Origin of the sequence: Shewanella sp. MEBiC00475, from assembly GCF_005234075.1 — a bacterium.
Lineage (GTDB): Bacteria > Pseudomonadota > Gammaproteobacteria > Enterobacterales > Shewanellaceae > Shewanella > Shewanella polaris.
Genome location: NZ_CP039928.1, coordinates 3,946,057 through 3,965,170, shown reverse-complemented (window position 1 = coordinate 3,965,170; position 19,114 = coordinate 3,946,057). Strand labels below are relative to the sequence as shown.

Genomic DNA, 19,114 nt, shown 5'->3' with positions numbered 1-19,114 from the left:
CAAACTTGATGAAACAATATTAGCCCTTGTTTTACTATTCATAAACAGCATAATGATAGAAACATTATCAAATAAAAATGGATAATCATGCTTCTAGAAGACTTATACGTAGTACTAAAAGTAGCCGAGTTTCGCAGCATCACTGCTGCAGCAACCAATTTAGACATGCGTACAGCAACGGCTAGCGCAGCATTAAAACGAGTAGAAGCTAACTTAGGCGTAGAGTTATTTATCCGCACTACCAGACAATTACGTTTATCGAGCGCTGGCGAAAAGTACATCCCACAGTGCGAACAAGCCATGTTGATGCTGGAGCAAGCAAAGCAGAACATGAAAGGTGAACTGGACATTATTGATGGTGACTTACGTTTAGCCATATCATCGGATCTTGGTCGTAATATTGTTATCCCTTGGCTTGATGAATTTATGGCAACTCACCCAAAAATCAGCCTACATGCCAATATTAATGACAGTAATTTAGACTTTTATCGTGACTCAGTCGATTTAGCCCTGCGATATGGTTCGCCAAACGACGCAAATTTATATGGCTTTAAAATCTGTAATATTCCTAGGTTGTTATGTGCTTCCAAAGCCTACCTTGAAGCAAATGGCACCCCTATACACCCACAAGACCTAGCCTCCCATAACGGATTGTTATATCAACTCAATAATATTACTTATGATGTATGGGATTTTTATCGCAATGATGAACAGTACAAAATCAAAATGAAGGGTAATCGAGTCTCTAACGACGGTGAACTGGTTCATCGTTGGTGCCTTTCAGGTAAAGGCATTGGGCTTAAATCTTGTCTTGATATGTCGAGCGACTTACTTGCCGAAAATGTGGTACACATTTTACCCGAATACCAAGCAAAACCGACCGAACTTTGGCTGATATTTCCCAGCAGACAATCTATTACCCCTGCAGCGCGGTTACTACGTGACACCTTAAAGCAAAAGACCCACAGTATTTTACAGCAACTGATTGAGAAAGGCATATTGGATAAAAGCGTGTTGGATTGATAAGCAATCTTATTGGCGCGCTAAAGTCGTTTACACCTTAAATGAGCCTCTATATGTGTTTGCATACTGTTATTTGTAAAGGCACGATGATTTGACAGCTATCTGATAGACAAAATATAAGAATTTGTTAATTGATTTAAATTTGACTGTAAAAACAGTCAAATACTTTCGGTTAGAAAATGGCTCATCTATTGACTGGCGGGAGGCTCATATGTGTTAGTTTTCACCTTGATGTATCTAAAAGGCGATTATATGGAATTTCATATGCGTCACGATAATATGAAACTATAGAAGAATCTCCACCAACTATCTCATATAGTTCAATAAACTTAAAAAGCCCTTTAGCCGCGTTATACGCCATTAGCCAAATATCGCGATCTTGAAATAATTCTGAGTTAGGTTGCTTCCTAAAAGCAAGGCTATCTCGCAACTCTGCTAGGTGAGCCTCCCAATCAATGGCATCACTAGTGAGAAGAGTACGTAAAGGTAGATCTTTTATATCGTTAGCGGCATCAAAGTTGTGCCCCCATATCCAAGGCTGGTCACAAGTAACGATCATTGTATAACAATCTTTTAAATCAGCTTCATAAGACTTAATGGAAACTAGAACTTCTTCTTTTTCTTGTTGCCCTTTGATAAATCTTAGGTTTTCTAGACCAGCAAGAAAAGCTAGAAAAGCAAATGTCGCGCCTAAAGTACCACCAACATAACTACCAAAACTCCCCCAGTCGCTTTGTACTTTAGAGAAACCTGTATGGAAATTATAGAAATAGGCAAGAACTATAGATACTGCCGTTATTGCAGCAAGGTAAATTAGCCACTTAATCCGATTTGGCACAAAACTCTCCGTGAAAACTAACGCCGCATTAAGCAGACTAAAATAGTGGGTTAAAATTTGTATCGCCGCAAAACGTAACCCACTGTTTTAATTCCGTTTAAGTACCTTACTGAACGAAGCCGCTCTGCGGCAGAAAAGATAAAAGCCCATCTTTATCACCATCATAAATACTTACTAGACCCTGCCTAATAGGCATTACCTAAGAGTATCACCATGAACGACTACGCTTTGATTTTCTTTATGAACAACATCTTACCAATTTAACACTGCAAGGCAAGAGACCTGCTACCATCGATGCTTAAACTCTTGGAGTACCGTAAAACTTGACCGTAATGAATTACAGTTTTTCTATCGGTATGTCCTTAACCAACACTGGGAGTGGCTGAGTATTGTTAAGCCACCACAGGTCAAACGCTTACCCGATATTTTGACCCCTGCCGAATACGTAGATTCACGACGCACCGTTGTCCCTGTTGTCAGCAAAGAATGCGCTTTATGGGCATAGTGAAACGACCGACAAACTTATTGCTCACAACCTAACGTTGAAAATGATAATAAGGATAATGGCTAAACTGAATACCGTGGAGGATTAATTTAAGATATTGAAATATAGCGAGTTACATAACTGGCAAAGAGGCTAAGGGAACTTGCTGACTATTGAAAAGTGGCTAATAATCATAACAAACAGCGCGTTTTCTCGAACTGTTTTTGGCACAATAAAGAGTCACATCTCAGGTGTTCAGGCTTGTTCAACACTTGGGATATGGACGCGGCTTCGCGTGGCATATCTTTATTAGTTAGCAGTATGTTACAACAGCAATAAAAATTTTCGCAAGTCACGCTCTTGTCTCATGACGTGTAAAATATAAACCTTATCGGTCTCTACTTTATAAAATATGCGACATGGGTTAACGACAACCTCTCGATAGTTAAGATTACTTAACTCTATTGGTTTCTTGCCTGATTCAGGAAACGCTTCAAGTCGTTCAACATTATCGAATATTTTAACCACTAACTTTTTAGCTGATATCATATGACTCAAAGCAATATATTCAGCTATATCATTCAGATCCTCTAGTGCAGGGTTTGTCCAAATTATTTCAGCCATTTATTCATTTTCTCTTTCGCTTCAACATTAGACATAGTATCTCCGCGACTTATTGCCTGCTCACCTTTAGCAAGAGCCTCAAGAATTTGCATACGTTTTTGCATAAATTCGAAATCGTCAACATCTACAAGATATGCAGAAGGCTGTCCATGCTCAGTAATTAAGACCGGCTCTTTAGAAGAGTGGAGCTCAGACAATATTTTCGTTGCTTGACGTTTCAGTGTTGTTACTAGTTCTACTCTCATAATACCCCCTTTAAAATGTATCACTATAGTAGCACTCGGTAACCATTTTGGGAATTACTGCTAACGAACCGGTAGAATTACTCGTTTAAAATTTATTTTATTAATGGACAAGCGATATCTGATTTTCTTCTTTAACTCAATCATTTAGCTTGGCAGGCTTTAATACTAACTTGTTGGTTTTGCGGATTTTTAATCGCGGAACGGGTGAGGTTTTAAAGGTGTTTTTAAGGTTGAATAGGAATACACCTTACTTAGTGCATCGTGTTTTGCAACTTTTCTATGTTATGAACAAGGCAATATAGCTGCAATTAGGCATTTACTTTCACTTGACCTGGTAAGGTCAAGTGATTTTGTCTTTTTTAACAGTAATATCCCGAATACAGGCTCAATGCAATCCAGTCGCTTGCTATATTGTCGTCGCCCCCATTGGACGGTCTATTTTCACTTTCATCTTGTCGATGTAACTCAGTTTTTTCCGTGATTTATCATTTTCAAACAGCACCTGTAGTCCCATTTTTATGGGCGGTTTTCGCATACATTGCTGTTGCAGGGGACAGATTTTACAATCTTTAAATAACTGCAAAATCAGGTGTATTCTTGGTGATAGCTTTTTACATTGATGCAACTTCGCCACATATCATTGCTTGCGGGACATCGGCAGCTTTGTGTTGCTTCATCGTAATGAAAGTCATCGGAGGTAAAAATAGTGGCTTGCCATTACGCCTTTGTAACCTGCACTTTTCTTTCTCTGTTTCGTCAGTTTCACTTTTTTAAACAACGGGTTTCGTTTTCTAAATTGGCTATTTGCAATGTAGGTATCAAAGCAACTTTGCGCCATAAATGCCAGATTAGCTTCACTGTTAAACCCGCTGTCTGCGGTGAATTTATAAATGTATAAACTAGATTAATGTGTCGCTTTATCGCCCCAAATTTCTTTTAATCTTTTGTCCCTACCACAACTCCAGCGGTAAGTATTATATCTAATGGGGTTGTTTTTATAATAATCCTGATGATAACTTTCATCGCCTTTTATAGGATAAAAAATTGAAGCATTTAAAATTGGCGTAATAACGTTGCTATTAGGAAATTGCTTTTCGATGTCCTTTTTAGACTGTTGTGCAATGTCTCTTTCTGTTGCGTTTGCCACGAAAATCGCGCTTAAATAGCTGGTACCTTTATCACAAAACTGTCCTTTTGCATCAAAGGGATCAATGTTAACCCAGTAATAATCTAACAGCTCTTTGTAACTCACCTTGTTAGGATCATAGGTTATTTGAACCGCTTCAAAATGACCGCTATGATTACCATTATATATGGGGTCTTTTATGTTTCCGCCTGTGAATCCGGAGATCACATCGGTTACTCCATCAAGTTTTTCAAAATCAGACTCCATGCACCAAAAGCATCCACCAGCCAAAATGGTTTTATCTGCATTGGCATTAGAAGCATAAGACAATAAACTTGCTGCTAATATTATTAACCCTAGTGTAATTTTCATAATATTTCCTTTATTTTCAAGGTTATTGGCATGTTTACCTCTAACATAGCTACAATATGATCTTAATGGTTTAAACGCTTACAACATAATCAAAAATAATCAAACCACCCAATTTTATGACAATTAACATAACGGCTTTACGTGTTAATTACGACCGCATTTTCCATCTTTCAAATATATAAATTGACGGAAATCATCAAAAATTTGAGTTCAATATCAACAAGAGTAAGCATCGCTGTAGATATCACGCAGCACTCGCGATTTGATATCAATATAGCTGGGAAAAGCTAGGGTGAAAGCACGACTGTAACCATTAATGTAAGCAATACTGTCGTTAAGCTTAAACGAATGTGCTGGCAACATGCCACCCAAGCCCTTATAAATAACCCGAATAAAAGCCATTGATTACATTAAAAGACCAACTAAACAGAAAAAAACTTTCAAATAACCTTAGGGCCTGTTGATCTTTCAAGGTCATGTTTGCAGCGAATTGTTGGCCATTACTCACATTTATAACTGCGCGGCAGAGACTTTGTGGTGTAGTTATTCTACATAAAAAGTCGATAACGCAGTAAAAATGACCAACAAACGCTGCCCGAAGGGTTCGGCTAAAAAACCAAAATACAAACATAAACTACAGAATGGTAATAACGAGTTTATTGCTCTATAAAAAACGGCGCAAAATGCGCCGTTTGTTCAATGCTATCTATTCTACCGTTAGATATTCCAGAATAGATGTGCGATTACCCCGAGTACTATCATGCTAATCACGTTGATGATCATACCGACACGCATCATTTCTGATTGCTTGATAAAACCCGAACCGTACACAATCGCATTAGGTGGCGTCGCGACAGGTAACATAAAGGCACAAGATGCTGCGATGCCTATCATGACAGACAACATCACTGGCGATAAGCCTAACGCTTCAGCAATGGCAGCAAAAACCGGTACTAGCAAGGCTGCACTGGCAGTATTACTGGCAAATTCAGTTAACATCACTACGAATGCAACCACAGCAAACACAAATAGCGACATGTGTGTACTGCCAAAAATATCCGTCATAAAGTGAGCCAGAAATACACTGGTGCCCGTCGCTTTTAAAATAGCACTCAAGGTTAAACCACCACCGAATAGAATTAATACTCCCCAATCAGTCGTTGTTTCAATTTTCTTCCAACTAACCAAGCCTAAACTTGCCAGTACAACCACGGCGCTTAAGGCAATAATAGTGTCAAACTGAGGAATACCACCCAATGCTTTAGCTAAGGGCACACTAAATATCCAGCTACAAACTGTGGTAATAAAAATGAGTAATGTTAGCTTACCTCGACGCGTCAGCGTTTTGCTTTCACGTTGAAGCTCTATCTTGGCTGCAAGATTAGGCTTGAAATACCAATATAAAGCTAACCACATTAACGGCAGTAAAATAATAACGGTAGGTATACCAAATTCCAGCCAATCACTGAAGCTTAATCCCACTTGCGCTGCTGCAATGGCATTAGGTGGACTGCCGACTAAGGTTCCTATACCACCAATATTGGCTGAATAGGCAATACCTAAAAGCAAAAACAAATAGGTACTATGATATTTATCTTTATCTAATTGCGACAATATCCCCAACGCTAATGGCAACATCATCGCCGCAGTGGCCGTATTGCTAATCCACATCGAAAGTAAAGCTGTTACCCCAAAAAGCATAAAGCAAGCAACCCCTAATCTGCCTTTTGACGCAACTAGTAATTTTTGTGCAATTAATGTATCAATTTTCTGATGATTAAGAGCTGCAGCCAACACAAAGCCACCAAAAAACAAATAAATAATGGGATTGGCAAAATTAGTCATCGCAACTTTGGTTTCAAACACGCCAAAGCAAACACCTAAAATCGGAACTAATATTGCAGTAATACTAATGTGAATCGCTTCTGTAACCCATAAAATGGCCGTAAATACCAAGATAGCTAACCCTGTGTTTATCCCTTGCTCAAAGGGTAAACCGTAAAATAAAGCAAATAACAATATAACGTCTGAAATTAAAATAAGCATTTTCTTTTGATCAAGCCCCCCTCCGTTGTGGGTGTTTCGGAGGGGATGTTATTTTTTGAATTTGGTGACATAGGTACAGCCTTGGAATAATTTTATTATCAACGAATTTAAGGCATAGGTGACACTTATCAAAGTGCTATATTTTGTATGCTTTTAACTACAACATAACCAAATTAACCAACTAGAATCACACAAAATAAAATTACGTGATCTAAATTGCATTATTCTGATGTATTTTCATGTTTTAAATTTTCATTAGCATAAATAGTCAGCTGAATTGATAAGTTATCGTAATTTAATAACTAACACAAAATGTGATCTACGTTTAATTTTACTTTTTTATAAGCTGCAACAAGCAATTTCATTGTTGTTATAATCACCATTTTTAAGCGATAAATGAGATTAAAAGACAGCAATATTTTATTATAACTTTATGGTCAAAACGCTTAATGTTACTAAATTAAACAGAGGTGAACTTAGCCACTGATGTCTATGCCTTGTAATGGCCATAACACTGTTAACTCAGCTGATAAAATATCACAACAATTCCGGTATAGATAAGCCATAGCGCGAGCGATTTAAAGCTCGTGTTGTTAGATGTTTGCTCCGTTACCGTTGTTTCTGGATCGGCCGAGGCAATATTGGCTGATATGTTATTAGGTTGGCGGAGCGCTTTAACCAATAAAATAAAAATACCAACACTGACCATTAACCAAAAAACTAATTTAGTCAGTGCAATGTACATTATCGTTCCGCCGACAAGCTCACTAGAACCTACAGCAACTTCCCATAGTGCTAAAAATTTTACTATGATGGCATATCCCCAAATAACCGTCCCCAATTGATAACCTAATTTATGTCCCTTAAACAATAATACACTTGCAGGGATCCCTAAATAACCTGTCAGTAAGACTGTGGCTAGACTACTCACCATCAACCAAGTACTGGTTGATTCATTGAAAGCAAAACTAGTGAGTGCACTGATAGTAAGCAGGACAGGCAGTGCTTGAAGAATGGTAAGCACAGCGATAATGGGTGTTTTTTTCATGAATATCCTTGTGACAGCCCAAGCTTAAACCTTAGACTTTATTGAGTTAGCTACCAATATTGATGCGGCAGCCAATGAGTATTACTTTTTAACAAAAAACATACAACCGCAAATTGGTCAATAAAAATGCCACAAAGGTTCTTATGCATAGCAAGCTTACTGACAATATCGACTCTATTAATTACTCATGCAAAGTGATGACTTTGACAACCCCAGTAAGCATTTAACTCACTAATGCATTTCATCAAACATAGTGTTGTCCGTTTTATATGAATAAATATCACTATTTCTAAATTATTTAACTGACAAAATCTTTATACTAGGGACCATTATTGACTATGAAAACAGAATACTGCATGAGCTCAGCTATATTACATAACAAAGTACCATCTCGCTTTTCAGGCGTATTATTGGTGATGGGTATTTTGCTTATCGCGGCTAATTTACGCGCTCCTTTTACCGGCATTGCTCCAGTGCTAGAGCAAATAATTAGTCACTTTGGCCTAAGCGGATCTCAAGCAGGATTTTTAACCACATTGCCGTTAATTGCCTTTGCGGTTATTTCTCCTATGGCGGCCATTTTCGCCCGTAAACAAGGCTTAGAACATGCATTGTTTACTGCGTTAATACTGATTTTATTAGGTATTGTGGCTCGGTTTATTAATTCATCAACCATGCTATTTGTTGGTACTGCCATCATTGGTATAGGTATTGCGATTGCTAACGTATTATTACCCAGCCTGATTAAACGTGATTTCGCTACAAAAGTGGCACTGATGACCTCCGCTTACGTGCTAACAATGGGCGTTGTATCTGGTGGTTTTTCAGCATTGGTATTCCCACTTAGCCAGCTAAATGGTTTGGGCTGGCAATTTGCACTTGGTTCGGCAGCCATTATTTCTGTCGCCACCTTAATTGTATGGACCGCTCAACTGGGTAAACACACTAAGCCCACCTATTCCGCACACCAATCAGCACCATCAAAAAGTGTATGGCGCTATTTATTAGCCTGGCAAATTAGCTTGTTGTTAGGCTTAAATTCTTTTTTGAATTACATCATCATTACTTGGTTGCCAAGCATACTGACCGACACCGGCCACTCAGCAATTCAAGCGGGGGCATATCATGGGGCATTTCAAATTGCGACCGCACTACCTGGCTTAGTATTAATACCTTTACTGGCTAAGTTAAAAGATCAAAGCGCACTGAGCTTTATTCTAGCGCTACTGAGTGCAGCAAGTTCGCTAGGTTTACTGTATATGCCTCACTTTGCCTTTGCATGGACACTCATATTGGGGTTTTGCTCTGGGGCGTGTTTTATATTGGGGTTATCGTTTATTAGTTTACGCACCGACGACCCGCACCAAGCTGCGTCGCTTTCTGGTATGTCGCAAAGTGTTGGTTATTTACTGGCAGCCTTAGGCCCTATGGTGGCAGGGGCGCTACACACGGCAACAGGCAATTGGGACGCGCCATTATGGTTATGTGCTATTGCGGGTGTGTTATGTGCATTGTGTGGTTTAGGCGGCGGTAGAAACACCACTTTGCATAAATCTGTCGGAGAGTAAGCTTATTGTTATTACAAAAAAGTAACGACGCAGACCATCGTCATTCATTGTTGAGTTTTATATGATATTTAGACACTAGCGACGAGCAATGCCCACTTGGAATGATCCTTGATTTTACACCATCGTTATTATCTAAACTTTACCATCATACATACCGCAAATATCAAAGCGAAATTCTTCGCTTGATATTGTATTTCGAGCGCAGTATGGAATACCCAAAGAGTCAATCTTACTTATCGGAGATAAACCCGTTTCTTTTCTTAAAATGAGTAATATTTATGTCCACAATGTTTTCGCCAACTAAACTATTGGTGGATTAAATTCATATGTTGGTCTCAGCATCATGATGTTCCAAGTTCTACTATATTTAAAAAAGCCCTATATGTGGCTAGCTTTTAAACAATTTATAATTTACACATGTTACAGAATTCATTACTATCTGATAGGTAATTTCCTCGAGTGGGCAACATAATTGCTTTAGGATAATTAAGATTATTCATATTTTATAGGAAGTTTACTTACATGGACGATCATTATGACATTGTTGTTATTGGATCTGGATTTGGCAGCCTATTCTTTATAAAGCAACATTTGCAAAATAAACCCAATGCAAAGATCGCTGTTGTTGAGTGGGGTGAGAACAGAGATCGTAACTGGCAGATATCAAATAAAAGAAATTCTGATTTTTCTCCAGAGCAAACACATGCACAAGATAAAAATCATAAGCCTTGGAATTATACGATTGGTCTAGGTGGTGGAACAAATTGTTGGTTTGGACAAACGCCACGTTTTATTCCAGCTGATTTTGAAATGAAATCTCGATTTAATATTTCAGATGACTGGCCATTTTCATATGATGACCTGGAGCCTTATTATATGGCTGCAGAAAATATTATGTCTATATCAGGCTCTGATAAAATGGGGAGAGTGTCGCCTCGATCAGGTTCATTTCCTCTTCCTCCACATCGCGTAAGTGCTATTGATGAAATAATGATGGCTGCGCAGCCTAATCTACATTTTCCGATTGCCACAGCTCGCTCACCGCTAGCACTACAAAATCGCAATCAATGCTGTGCCACTGCGCAATGTAATTTGTGCCCCGTCAATGCTAAATTTACTGCTTATAATGGCTTAACAGATATTCTGACCCACCCTAATATCACATATATTATGAATGCTCAGGCTCGGGAGATAATACATCATAACGGCATAGCCACAGGGGTAATGTATCTCACTGTCAGTGATGAAGAGCGAAGCATCTATGGTGATCTTGTCGTTCTTGGTGCAAATGGAATACAAAGTCCTGCAATATTGATTAGATCTGGCATCAATCATGAACAAACCGGTGTCGGCATATGCGAACAACTGGGTTATGAGTTTGAAATATTTTTAGATGGTGTTGATAATTTTGGTGGCAGCACAATAACCACAGGACTTAATTACAGTCTCTATGATTCACACCCTAATCGTGAAAATGCTGGTGCTGCATTATTTTATTTTGAAAACCGGGTCAAACATGGTTTACGGCTAGAACAAGGCCGTTGGCGCCAAGTCCTTCCATTACTAGTGGCTATTGAAGACCTACCTCAAAGCAGTAATAGAGTGACGCTAAATGCTCAAGGTCAGGCTTACGTATCTCATGCTAGCGTATCTTCTTATGCTAGAGCTGGGCTAGAACACGTTAATGACAATCTTTCAAAAATATTAGCCCCCCTGCCTGTTGAGAGAATTGTAACACTGAGGGAAAGACCAACAGAGTCACATATACAGTGTTCACTTAGAGCTGGACATGATGCAAAAAACTTCGTTGTCGATGGTAACTCTTTACATCATAAAATGAGTAATCTCGTTGTTGTTGGCAGTTCTACATTTACAACGTGTCCTCCAGCAAACCCAAGTTTAACGGTTGCGGCAACAGCTTTAAGAGCTGCTGATAAATTGGTGTAAATATATGAATAATCCTATTGAACGACGTAAATTTCTGAAAATATGTGCTGGAACAGCAATCTTAGCCGCATTACCTTTAGGTATCTACATGCTAGATGGCCAGAGCCGTCTACACGATTTAGTTGAAAGCATACTAAACAAAAACCTACCAGGAAGAGTAATATCCCAAGATGATATCAAACAATTCTCGAAAGATTTTTTTGTCGAAAGATATGATATCGCTTTAAAAACTCATATCTTCTCAGTGTTAGACCCAGTGCTCAGAGTCGCTTCTGGATTTGATGAAAATCTTCATGGAAAAATTGATAATCTCGAACGAATGATTTTGACGAAGTTTCTTTTAAATAGTGATTTTTTTGCTAATGACACATTAAATGAAACGATAATTTACAATGGTGCTATGAGCTCTATATGCCGTACGTCTAACCCATTTGCACAATTTTTAAGCTCATAGGAAAAATATTACTAGCAACTACCAAAGTAAAATAAATGTTACAATTAACTGTCGTGCCAAAGGGTATTATCGCAATACTGCTTGATGAGAGCTTGGATATATTCAACTTCTGTTTCAGAGAAGTTTTTTAATATCGTGTTGTTACCATTGCCTGCTTTCTGAATGAACACTTCATAATAAAAAACACCCTCAGCGTTTTCTCTACCCTCGATAGAAAATGCATTTTCACTAATGATGAAATTGTCTTCTAGAGAAAATAGCACATTATAAAAACCAGAGTGAGAATGGAATTTAGCGCGCTCCAAACTGTCTTTCATTGGCTCGATAATTTTCAAAATTTCCGGATTAATAGGAAACCATTCACTACTGAGTAGCTTAGAAAAACTGACGCATTCTTGACTTATTTCACCTAAAGATTGTTTCAAAAAAACTGAGTCACCAGTAAGTGCCAAGCGATAAGGTGTTTCTCCCTTTTTATTCTGTAGATGAACATTAACAGGTGTTGACTCTGTGAACATTTCAAACATCCCGTCTATACGTGGGTTGGGCGGGTAAGGAGTCCCTGCTGGTAATTTTGCTTTTAGTATTGCGGTCGCGATGGTTTCGCCTTCAGAGGTATAACCATTGTATGCATCTGGTGCGGTATGGTTCCAATTAATATGCTCAACAAGCCCGCCTTTAACCAAAAACGCGACAATATCATCAGCACTACTCATTCCCATATAATGCTTATTAATTGTATTAGCGACTTTTTTAGGTAAATAAACCACAGCCGTCGTTTGATCACTGGTAGGAAGAGTCAGGTACTTACTTTGCAATTCTTTTTGAATAAAATTATTTAGCTTGTCATAAAAACTATCTGTAACCCAGCTAGACCCATCTTGGAGAATGCTAAATTTCTTCTTTTTATCTTTATATTCAAACTGTAACGTGACGGTTGTGTCCATACTCCCACTGACAGAAATATTAGTTGGCTTAAATTCGCCAAGTGTCACATAGACATGTTGCATAAATACGTATTTATATGATTCGATTCCATCAATACACTCTGGATCATAATGAAGAAAACGTTCTGGCGTGATACTTTCGAAAATTTGAAATAAATCATTGCTCGACTCGAGGTCACATAATTCAATTTCAACGTTAATATTATGCTTCTTAAGCAAATTTGTTATTCTTTTTAAAAGATCCATTTTATTGTTTCCATTAAATATACAGGTAACACAGTTGTAACCTCTTTAACTGAGGAAAACCTCAAAGCTTTAAATTACCTTACCACTATTTCACTTTTGCTTTGGTCTTCTTTTTATACGTTTTTTTAAAACTGCGCTTTGGCGCACTATTGGCAACACCTTGTAATGCTGAGGGTAACTGACTTGACGCTTGAGTAATAAGACCATCTAACTGACTGAGTAATGGCTGCATAAACGCATCGTACTTTAAGCGTTTTTGGCTAATGGCATCGAGGCTGTTTTCCCATAATGCGGTCATGTCGGGTGTGGTGGCAGAATCGGGTAAACTGCGAATAAGACCAACACCAACAGGCGTCGCTTTAATGGCTTTACCCTGACGAACTAAATAACCACGCTTGAACAGCAACTCAATAATCCCGGCACGTGTAGCCTCTGTGCCTAGGCCATCGGTTTCTTTGAGGATTTTTTTAATGTCGCTATCGGTAACATAACGACTGATGCCCGTCATGGCGCCTAATAAGGTCGCGTCAGTAAAATGTTTAGGCGCTTGGGTCATTTTTTCTAATAATTCACCACGCTCACATTGCAGTATTTGGCCTTTTACTAGCGGCGGTAGTGACTGCTCGTTATCGTCGTCATCATTGTTATTTGAATCAGTATTACTTTGATTTTCCGTTGTACGTTTAAATAACTGCTTCCAACCTAAAGCTTTATCTTGTCGCGCCTTAGTGGTAAATAATCCACCCTCAATGGTCACTTCAACAGCCGTTTCAGCATAGATATAAGCGGGATAAAACTGGGCTAAATATTGCCTTGCCACATGTTGATACAACTTGACTTCATTACTTGATAACACCGACAAATTTGCAACTTTTTCGGTGGGTACTATCGCATGGTGGGCATCCACTTTACTGTCATCCCAGGCTTTAGATTTAAGCTTGGCATTAGGTGCGTCGCAACCATCCACTAACCCAGAAGCGCCTCTAAGCACTGCATCCAATACTTTTGGTGCCAAAGCATGCTGCTCTTTAGGTAAATAGCGACTGTCTGAGCGCGGATAAGTGATCAATTTATGCCTTTCATACAAACTTTGGCAGGTGTCCAGTACCTCTTTAGCAGACAGGCCAAAACGTTTAGCTGCATCAATTTGCAGTGCAGATAAACTATAAGGCAATGGTGGATGTTGACGTTTATCTTTGGCTTCAAGCTTAGTCACTTCACCTGATTGTCCATTAATACGAGTAACCACATTTTCAGCTAAGCCTTTGGCTAAAACTCGGCCGTCTTCATCCATGTAAGGTTCACACGCTTCGCTAGGTTGCCACTTAGCACTAAAGGTTTGTTGTTGGTCGGTAACTAAATGTGCCAATACCTCATAAAAGGACTTGGGTTTAAAATCAGCAATCTCGTCATCGCGGCGTACCACTAAGCCCAACAAAGGCGTTTGAACTCTGCCAACTGACAACACTCCTTGATAACCCACTTTACGACCTTGAATGGTGTAAGCACGGGTCATGTTCATGCCATACAGCCAATCAGCACGGCTGCGAGCTAATGCTGAAGTCGATAAAGGAATAAACTCACGATTACTGCGTAACTGCCCTAGCGCTCGTTTAACTGCTTGTGGATTTAAATCATTGATTAATAACCGCTGAACTTGGTTGAGCTTGTCACCTTTTACGCCTAAATAGGCAATAACTTCATCCACCAGCAATTGCCCCTCACGATCTGGATCGCCAGCATTAATAATCGACGTGGCTTGTTTAACCAGTTTACGTAACACCGTAAGTTGACTGCGTGTTTTAGGTTTAGGCTGTAGTTTCCACGTTTGCGGCACTATGGGAAGGTGTTCGAGTTTCCAGGATTTAAAGGCATCATCATAAGCATCTGGATCGGCTTGCTCTAGTAAATGACCAATACACCATGACACGCAATCACCATTGGCAGCTGTAATAAAACCATCACCTTTTTTATGTGGCTTTGGCAGAACATCAGCAATAGCACGACCTAGACTGGGTTTTTCAGCAATATATAGAATCATAATCCATTATTGGGTCGCTAACGTTCAACTGAATGAACTTAATAACGCCACTTAACTGTATAAATTTACAGTATAGATTAGCGCTAAATACGCCAAGCTGCAAATACCAAATAATTATCCACTTTTTTGCTCAAATCATTACAATGCGCAGCTTCACTTTTAAACATGATAAACAGATGAAACTCAGTCAACGCTTAACACATATCAATAACATGATCCCCAAGGGTTACAGTCACATTTGGGATTGTTGTTGCGACCATGGATTGCTTGGCGCTGCGTTGCTAGATAAGCAAGCTACTAACATGATCAATTTTGTCGATATTGTGCCAGCATTGATGCAGCAGTTAACCACTAAACTTGAGCGGTTTTATCCGCAACAAACATCTCGTCAATGGCAGGTACATTGTAGTGACGTATCAGCGATACCACTGGAGCAACACCCGCAAATACCTTTGGTGATTATTGCTGGTGTTGGCGGAGATTTGATGATCGAGTTGGTTAATTCGCTTTGCCAACAACATTCTGCACGCAATATCGACTTTATCTTGTGTCCAGTTCATCACCAATATGAACTACGCCAACAGTTTATTAAACTTGATTGTGATTTAATTGACGAAAAACTGATTGAAGAATACCGTCGTTTTTATGAAATTTTGTATGTCCGATATGGTGGCCAGAAACCCCATAAAAACACTAATGAGGTGAACTACTCGCAACTGAAGCAGCGAGCTTCCAAGATAACAGCCTAAGCTGCTAACTTTTCTTTTTTGACGCTTCGCAGGGTGCTGCGAGTGGAGCTTTTGGCTCTGCTCGACTTACGGTTCCCTCCACGTCCACTATCTGATTTTAGGCGTAAAACACCTTCATCAGACAACACCGTTCCAGTGTCTAAAATCAGATTAATTGCCCTTTTCTTAATCACCAATGATGCATTGTGATCTGCATTGTCAGTATTGCCACATTTACCGCACATAAAGGATTCTTGTGATTTACGGTTGTCGGGGTGAGTGTAATCGCACTTGGCGCACTCCTGACTGGTATAAGCTGGGCTTACTTTAAATACGACTTTGCCTGCCTGGTTAGCCTTGTATTTTGTATAGGTTTCGATAACGTGCCAGCCTACATTCAGGATGGCTTTATTTAATCCTGCTTTTTGCTTGGCTTTGTTAGAAATAAATTGACCGCTTTCATTCTGTTTGGCTTTGGGCTTTTTGGTCATGTTTGAGATGCGTAGCGCCTCAAACACAATAATCTTAGCGTTGCTATCGACTAACGAGCGACTTGTTTTATGAGCGAAATCGTTGCGGATATTGGCCTTTTTGGCGTGATGTGTAGCAATACAATGCTTGGTCTTGTTTCTGCGATTAGAGCCTTTTGTTTGCTTGGCTAATCGACGCTGTAACCGCTTAATGTAGCGTTCGGCTTTAGTCATGTGGTTTTTCTGGTTATCAGAAAAATCGAACGTCATTAAGCCTGCGTGAACAGGAATAGCAACACCTCGGTCAACACCGATAGTGTGTTCTTCCAAATACTCTTTTGTTGAGCATTGCAGGAACGCCAAATGCTCTGCATTGCTCAATAGCTCAACCTCGCTCTTTCCATTCTCATAACAGAAAGACACCGTATATTGGCCGCGTTCTTTACGCACATAAAGTGAATTTGGGATTTTGAATTTACTGTGCGCTTTAAACGATAAATAGCCAATAAACAGCCTAATATTGCCATCTTCACAACGGTCAAATCGAAAGACTTCACGAGTAAGATAAATACTGCCTCGGTCTGTTTTGGGTTTGCGCTTAGGGCGATCGCACGCGCCTTTCATGAACTTCTGATAAGTCTGATACCAGTTGACGGCACTATTGCGGATAATCTGACTAGGACAGGCTGATAACCAAGGCGTTAGCTCTTTCGATTTAAACTGCGATGCTTTCTGATCAATAGGAGCATACGTGCCAATCGAATGATACTTTCTTGCAAAAGTGCGGAAATACCTTTCTTCATCAACCTTGGCATTCCAAATTAATCGAGCACAATCCATCCACTGACTTAATATCAGCTTTTGATTAGATGTTGGGTTAGCACGTAATTTGATGCCAGTTAGCATACCTGCCTTACACTGTAATTATGTACAGTATCATGATAATGAAATGAATAGTAAAGTCAACATCGCTCGACTTGACTCGCAGCTAAAGTAAGCGAGATTGCATCGAGCACTTATTCAAACGACCCACATCAACAAGATTTAGCCATACGTTATTTGCATAAAACGCTAGAACATTACAGCAAGATAAACAAATTCAATCCGAATGCAGCGTCACAGGCGCTTGAGTATTATCGCCAAATAAGCATAAAACTGAGGAGCTAGATCGGGCTACCTTACGAGTTTGCTTCGTGGTGATAAAATCCAGAGCCATTATCAATGCATCATTTGCTAGTCATTACACTGACTTTTTAGACTTGGTTTGGATAGAATCTCGCCGCAAAGCGACTAAGCTCTTAATTCGCGCATAAAAAAACCAGCATAAAATATGCTGGTTTTTATTGGCAAACAATCAGGCTAGCTTATGGATGACACTCGTTGTGCATTTCTAAGTTAGTACCGATATCTTTTGAGCGATTGGCTTTGGCATCGTCATTACGTAATTGAGTTAAATGATCCAAGTAAGCTTGGTCAACGTCATTAGTAATATAATGACCATCAAATACTGATGTTTCAAAACGTTTAATTTCAGGATTTTCCATTCTTACAGCTTCAATTAAGTCACTTAAGTCTTGGAAAATAATGCCGTCAGCACCAATGATTTTAGCAATTTCATCTGCATCACGACCATGGGCAATAAGCTCATTAGACGTTGGCATATCGATACCATATACGTTCGGGAAACGGATTTCAGGTGCTGCTGAAGCAAAATACACTTTCTTTGCGCCTGCTTCACGTGCCATTTCAATGATTTGCTCAGATGTAGTACCACGAACGATCGAATCATCAACTAACAACACGTTTTTACCTTTAAATTCGGTATTAATCGCGTTTAGCTTACGACGCACAGACTTTTTACGTTCTTGCTGACCGGGCATGATAAAGGTACGGCCGATATAACGGTTTTTAACAAACCCTTGGCGATACGGTAATTCCATACAACGTGCAATTTCTAACGCTATATCGCATGAGGTTTCTGGGATAGGGATAACAACATCAATGTCATGATCTTCCCATTGTTTCTGAATCTTTTTGCCTAACATAGCGCCCATATTTACCCGACTGGCATAAACAGAGATTTTATCGATGCTAGAATCTGGACGTGCAAAATACACGAATTCAAACATACATGGAGCATGGCTTGGATTAACAGCACATTGACGAGTAAATAACTGCCCATCAAGTGAAATATAAATCGCCTCACCAGGTGCTACATCGCGCATGACTTCAAACCCAACAGCATCCAGAGCCACACTCTCTGAGGCCACCATATATTCAGTGCCGGTTGGTGTTTCATGCTTACCAAGTACCAAAGGACGAATGCCAAACGGATCGCGAAATGCCACCATCCCTTGGCCTATGATCATTGCCACCACGGCATAAGCACCACGAATATGTGCATGCACTTTAGCTACAGCATCAAATACTTCGTCTGCACTTAAGGTTAAGCTGCGCGTTTCTTGCAACTCATCGGCAAACAGATTTAACAAAACTTCGGAGTCAGAGGTGGTGTTTACATGACGACGCTTTGTCACCAAAACATCTGCTAATTCAATCGTATTGGTCAAGTTACCATTATGGGCTAACGAAATACCAAATGGCGAGTTAACATAAAACGGCTGAGCCTCTGATGCACTCGAGCTGCCAGCGGTAGGATAACGAACATGTCCAATACCGGCATTGCCTTGTAAACGCTGCATATGTTTAGGTTCAAACACATCTTTGACTAAGCCGTTTGCTTTACGTAAACGAAACGCATTCATGTCAACAGTCACAATACCTGCTGCGTCTTGACCACGATGCTGAAGCACAGTTAGTGCATCATAAATGGTCTGATTAACTGTTGATTTTCCTACTATTCCGACGATACCACACATGGGTAAGGTTCCTCACTGTAAAGTGTTT

General features: G+C 39.5%; 15 protein-coding genes. 5 read left to right on the top strand and 10 right to left on the bottom strand.

Translation table 11 applies throughout. The features are described from left to right. Positions 1-87 precede the first annotated feature (87 nt). A complete protein-coding gene (locus FCN25_RS17580) occupies positions 88-1,023 on the top strand; it encodes a LysR family transcriptional regulator (RefSeq protein ID WP_137226696.1) in 936 nt (311 codons plus the stop codon). A gap of 223 nt (positions 1,024-1,246) precedes the next feature. On the opposite strand, the gene FCN25_RS17575 is transcribed toward FCN25_RS17580, so the two are convergent. The 6 genes from FCN25_RS17575 to FCN25_RS17540 all read right to left on the bottom strand — a co-directional run bounded on the left by FCN25_RS17575 (position 1,247) and on the right by FCN25_RS17540 (position 7,806). Further along, on the bottom strand, positions 1,247-1,861 hold the full coding sequence (locus FCN25_RS17575; protein ID WP_217495318.1) for a hypothetical protein: 615 nt from the start codon (positions 1,859-1,861) through the stop codon (positions 1,247-1,249). A gap of 808 nt (positions 1,862-2,669) precedes the next feature. Further along, entirely contained in the window at positions 2,670-2,969 is a 300-nt protein-coding gene (locus tag FCN25_RS17565; RefSeq protein WP_137226695.1) for a type II toxin-antitoxin system RelE/ParE family toxin, read from the bottom strand. Next, positions 2,957-3,214, bottom strand: coding sequence for a type II toxin-antitoxin system Phd/YefM family antitoxin (locus tag FCN25_RS17560; protein ID WP_137226694.1), 258 nt, complete (start codon positions 3,212-3,214; stop codon positions 2,957-2,959). The genes FCN25_RS17565 and FCN25_RS17560 overlap by 13 nt, the downstream gene beginning before the upstream one ends. Positions 3,215-4,118: 904 nt before the next feature. Next, positions 4,119-4,712, bottom strand: a complete 594-nt coding sequence (gene msrA, locus FCN25_RS17550; protein ID WP_137226693.1) for a peptide-methionine (S)-S-oxide reductase MsrA — start codon at positions 4,710-4,712, stop codon at positions 4,119-4,121. 717 nt (positions 4,713-5,429) lie between these two features. After that, complete coding sequence (locus tag FCN25_RS17545; RefSeq protein WP_137226692.1) at positions 5,430-6,758, bottom strand: DASS family sodium-coupled anion symporter; 1,329 nt, start codon at positions 6,756-6,758, stop codon at positions 5,430-5,432. 517 nt (positions 6,759-7,275) lie between these two features. Beyond that, positions 7,276-7,806, bottom strand: a complete 531-nt coding sequence (locus tag FCN25_RS17540; protein ID WP_137226691.1) for a hypothetical protein — start codon at positions 7,804-7,806, stop codon at positions 7,276-7,278. 368 nt (positions 7,807-8,174) lie between these two features. Between FCN25_RS17540 and FCN25_RS17535 the strand changes: the two genes are divergently transcribed. From FCN25_RS17535 to FCN25_RS17525, 3 genes are all read left to right on the top strand, one after another. Continuing rightward, complete coding sequence (locus FCN25_RS17535) at positions 8,175-9,374, top strand: MFS transporter (RefSeq protein ID WP_137227459.1); 1,200 nt, start codon at positions 8,175-8,177, stop codon at positions 9,372-9,374. Between the two features lie 522 nt (positions 9,375-9,896). Continuing rightward, the gene (locus FCN25_RS17530) at positions 9,897-11,321 is read left to right on the top strand and encodes a GMC oxidoreductase (protein WP_137226690.1); all 1,425 of its coding nucleotides are present in this window, start codon (positions 9,897-9,899) and stop codon (positions 11,319-11,321) included. 4 nt (positions 11,322-11,325) lie between these two features. Beyond that, the gene (locus FCN25_RS17525) at positions 11,326-11,775 is read left to right on the top strand and encodes a hypothetical protein (protein WP_137226689.1); all 450 of its coding nucleotides are present in this window, start codon (positions 11,326-11,328) and stop codon (positions 11,773-11,775) included. 44 nt (positions 11,776-11,819) lie between these two features. On the opposite strand, the gene FCN25_RS17520 is transcribed toward FCN25_RS17525, so the two are convergent. Then, complete coding sequence (locus FCN25_RS17520; RefSeq protein ID WP_137226688.1) at positions 11,820-12,968, bottom strand: hypothetical protein; 1,149 nt, start codon at positions 12,966-12,968, stop codon at positions 11,820-11,822. A gap of 85 nt (positions 12,969-13,053) precedes the next feature. Beyond that, positions 13,054-15,009, bottom strand: coding sequence for a DNA topoisomerase III (locus FCN25_RS17515; RefSeq protein WP_137226687.1), 1,956 nt, complete (start codon positions 15,007-15,009; stop codon positions 13,054-13,056). Between the two features lie 176 nt (positions 15,010-15,185). Here FCN25_RS17515 and FCN25_RS17510 point away from each other — a divergent pair, with 176 nt between their 5' ends. Next, positions 15,186-15,758: a tRNA (adenine(22)-N(1))-methyltransferase TrmK gene (locus tag FCN25_RS17510; protein WP_137226686.1), complete on the top strand. Its 573-nt coding sequence runs from the start codon at positions 15,186-15,188 to the stop codon at positions 15,756-15,758. Here the strand turns inward: FCN25_RS17510 and FCN25_RS17505 are convergent. Together FCN25_RS17505 and purF are read right to left on the bottom strand one after the other, a co-directional pair. Further along, positions 15,755-17,113 carry an RNA-guided endonuclease TnpB family protein gene (locus FCN25_RS17505; protein WP_137226685.1) on the bottom strand — a complete coding sequence of 453 codons (1,359 nt, stop codon included), beginning with the start codon at positions 17,111-17,113 and terminating at the stop codon, positions 15,755-15,757. The genes FCN25_RS17510 and FCN25_RS17505 overlap by 4 nt on opposite strands. Before the next feature lie 458 nt (positions 17,114-17,571). Continuing rightward, positions 17,572-19,086 (bottom strand): amidophosphoribosyltransferase, encoded by a 1,515-nt coding sequence (gene purF / locus FCN25_RS17500; protein WP_137226684.1) that lies wholly within the window; start codon positions 19,084-19,086, stop codon positions 17,572-17,574. Positions 19,087-19,114 lie beyond the last annotated feature (28 nt).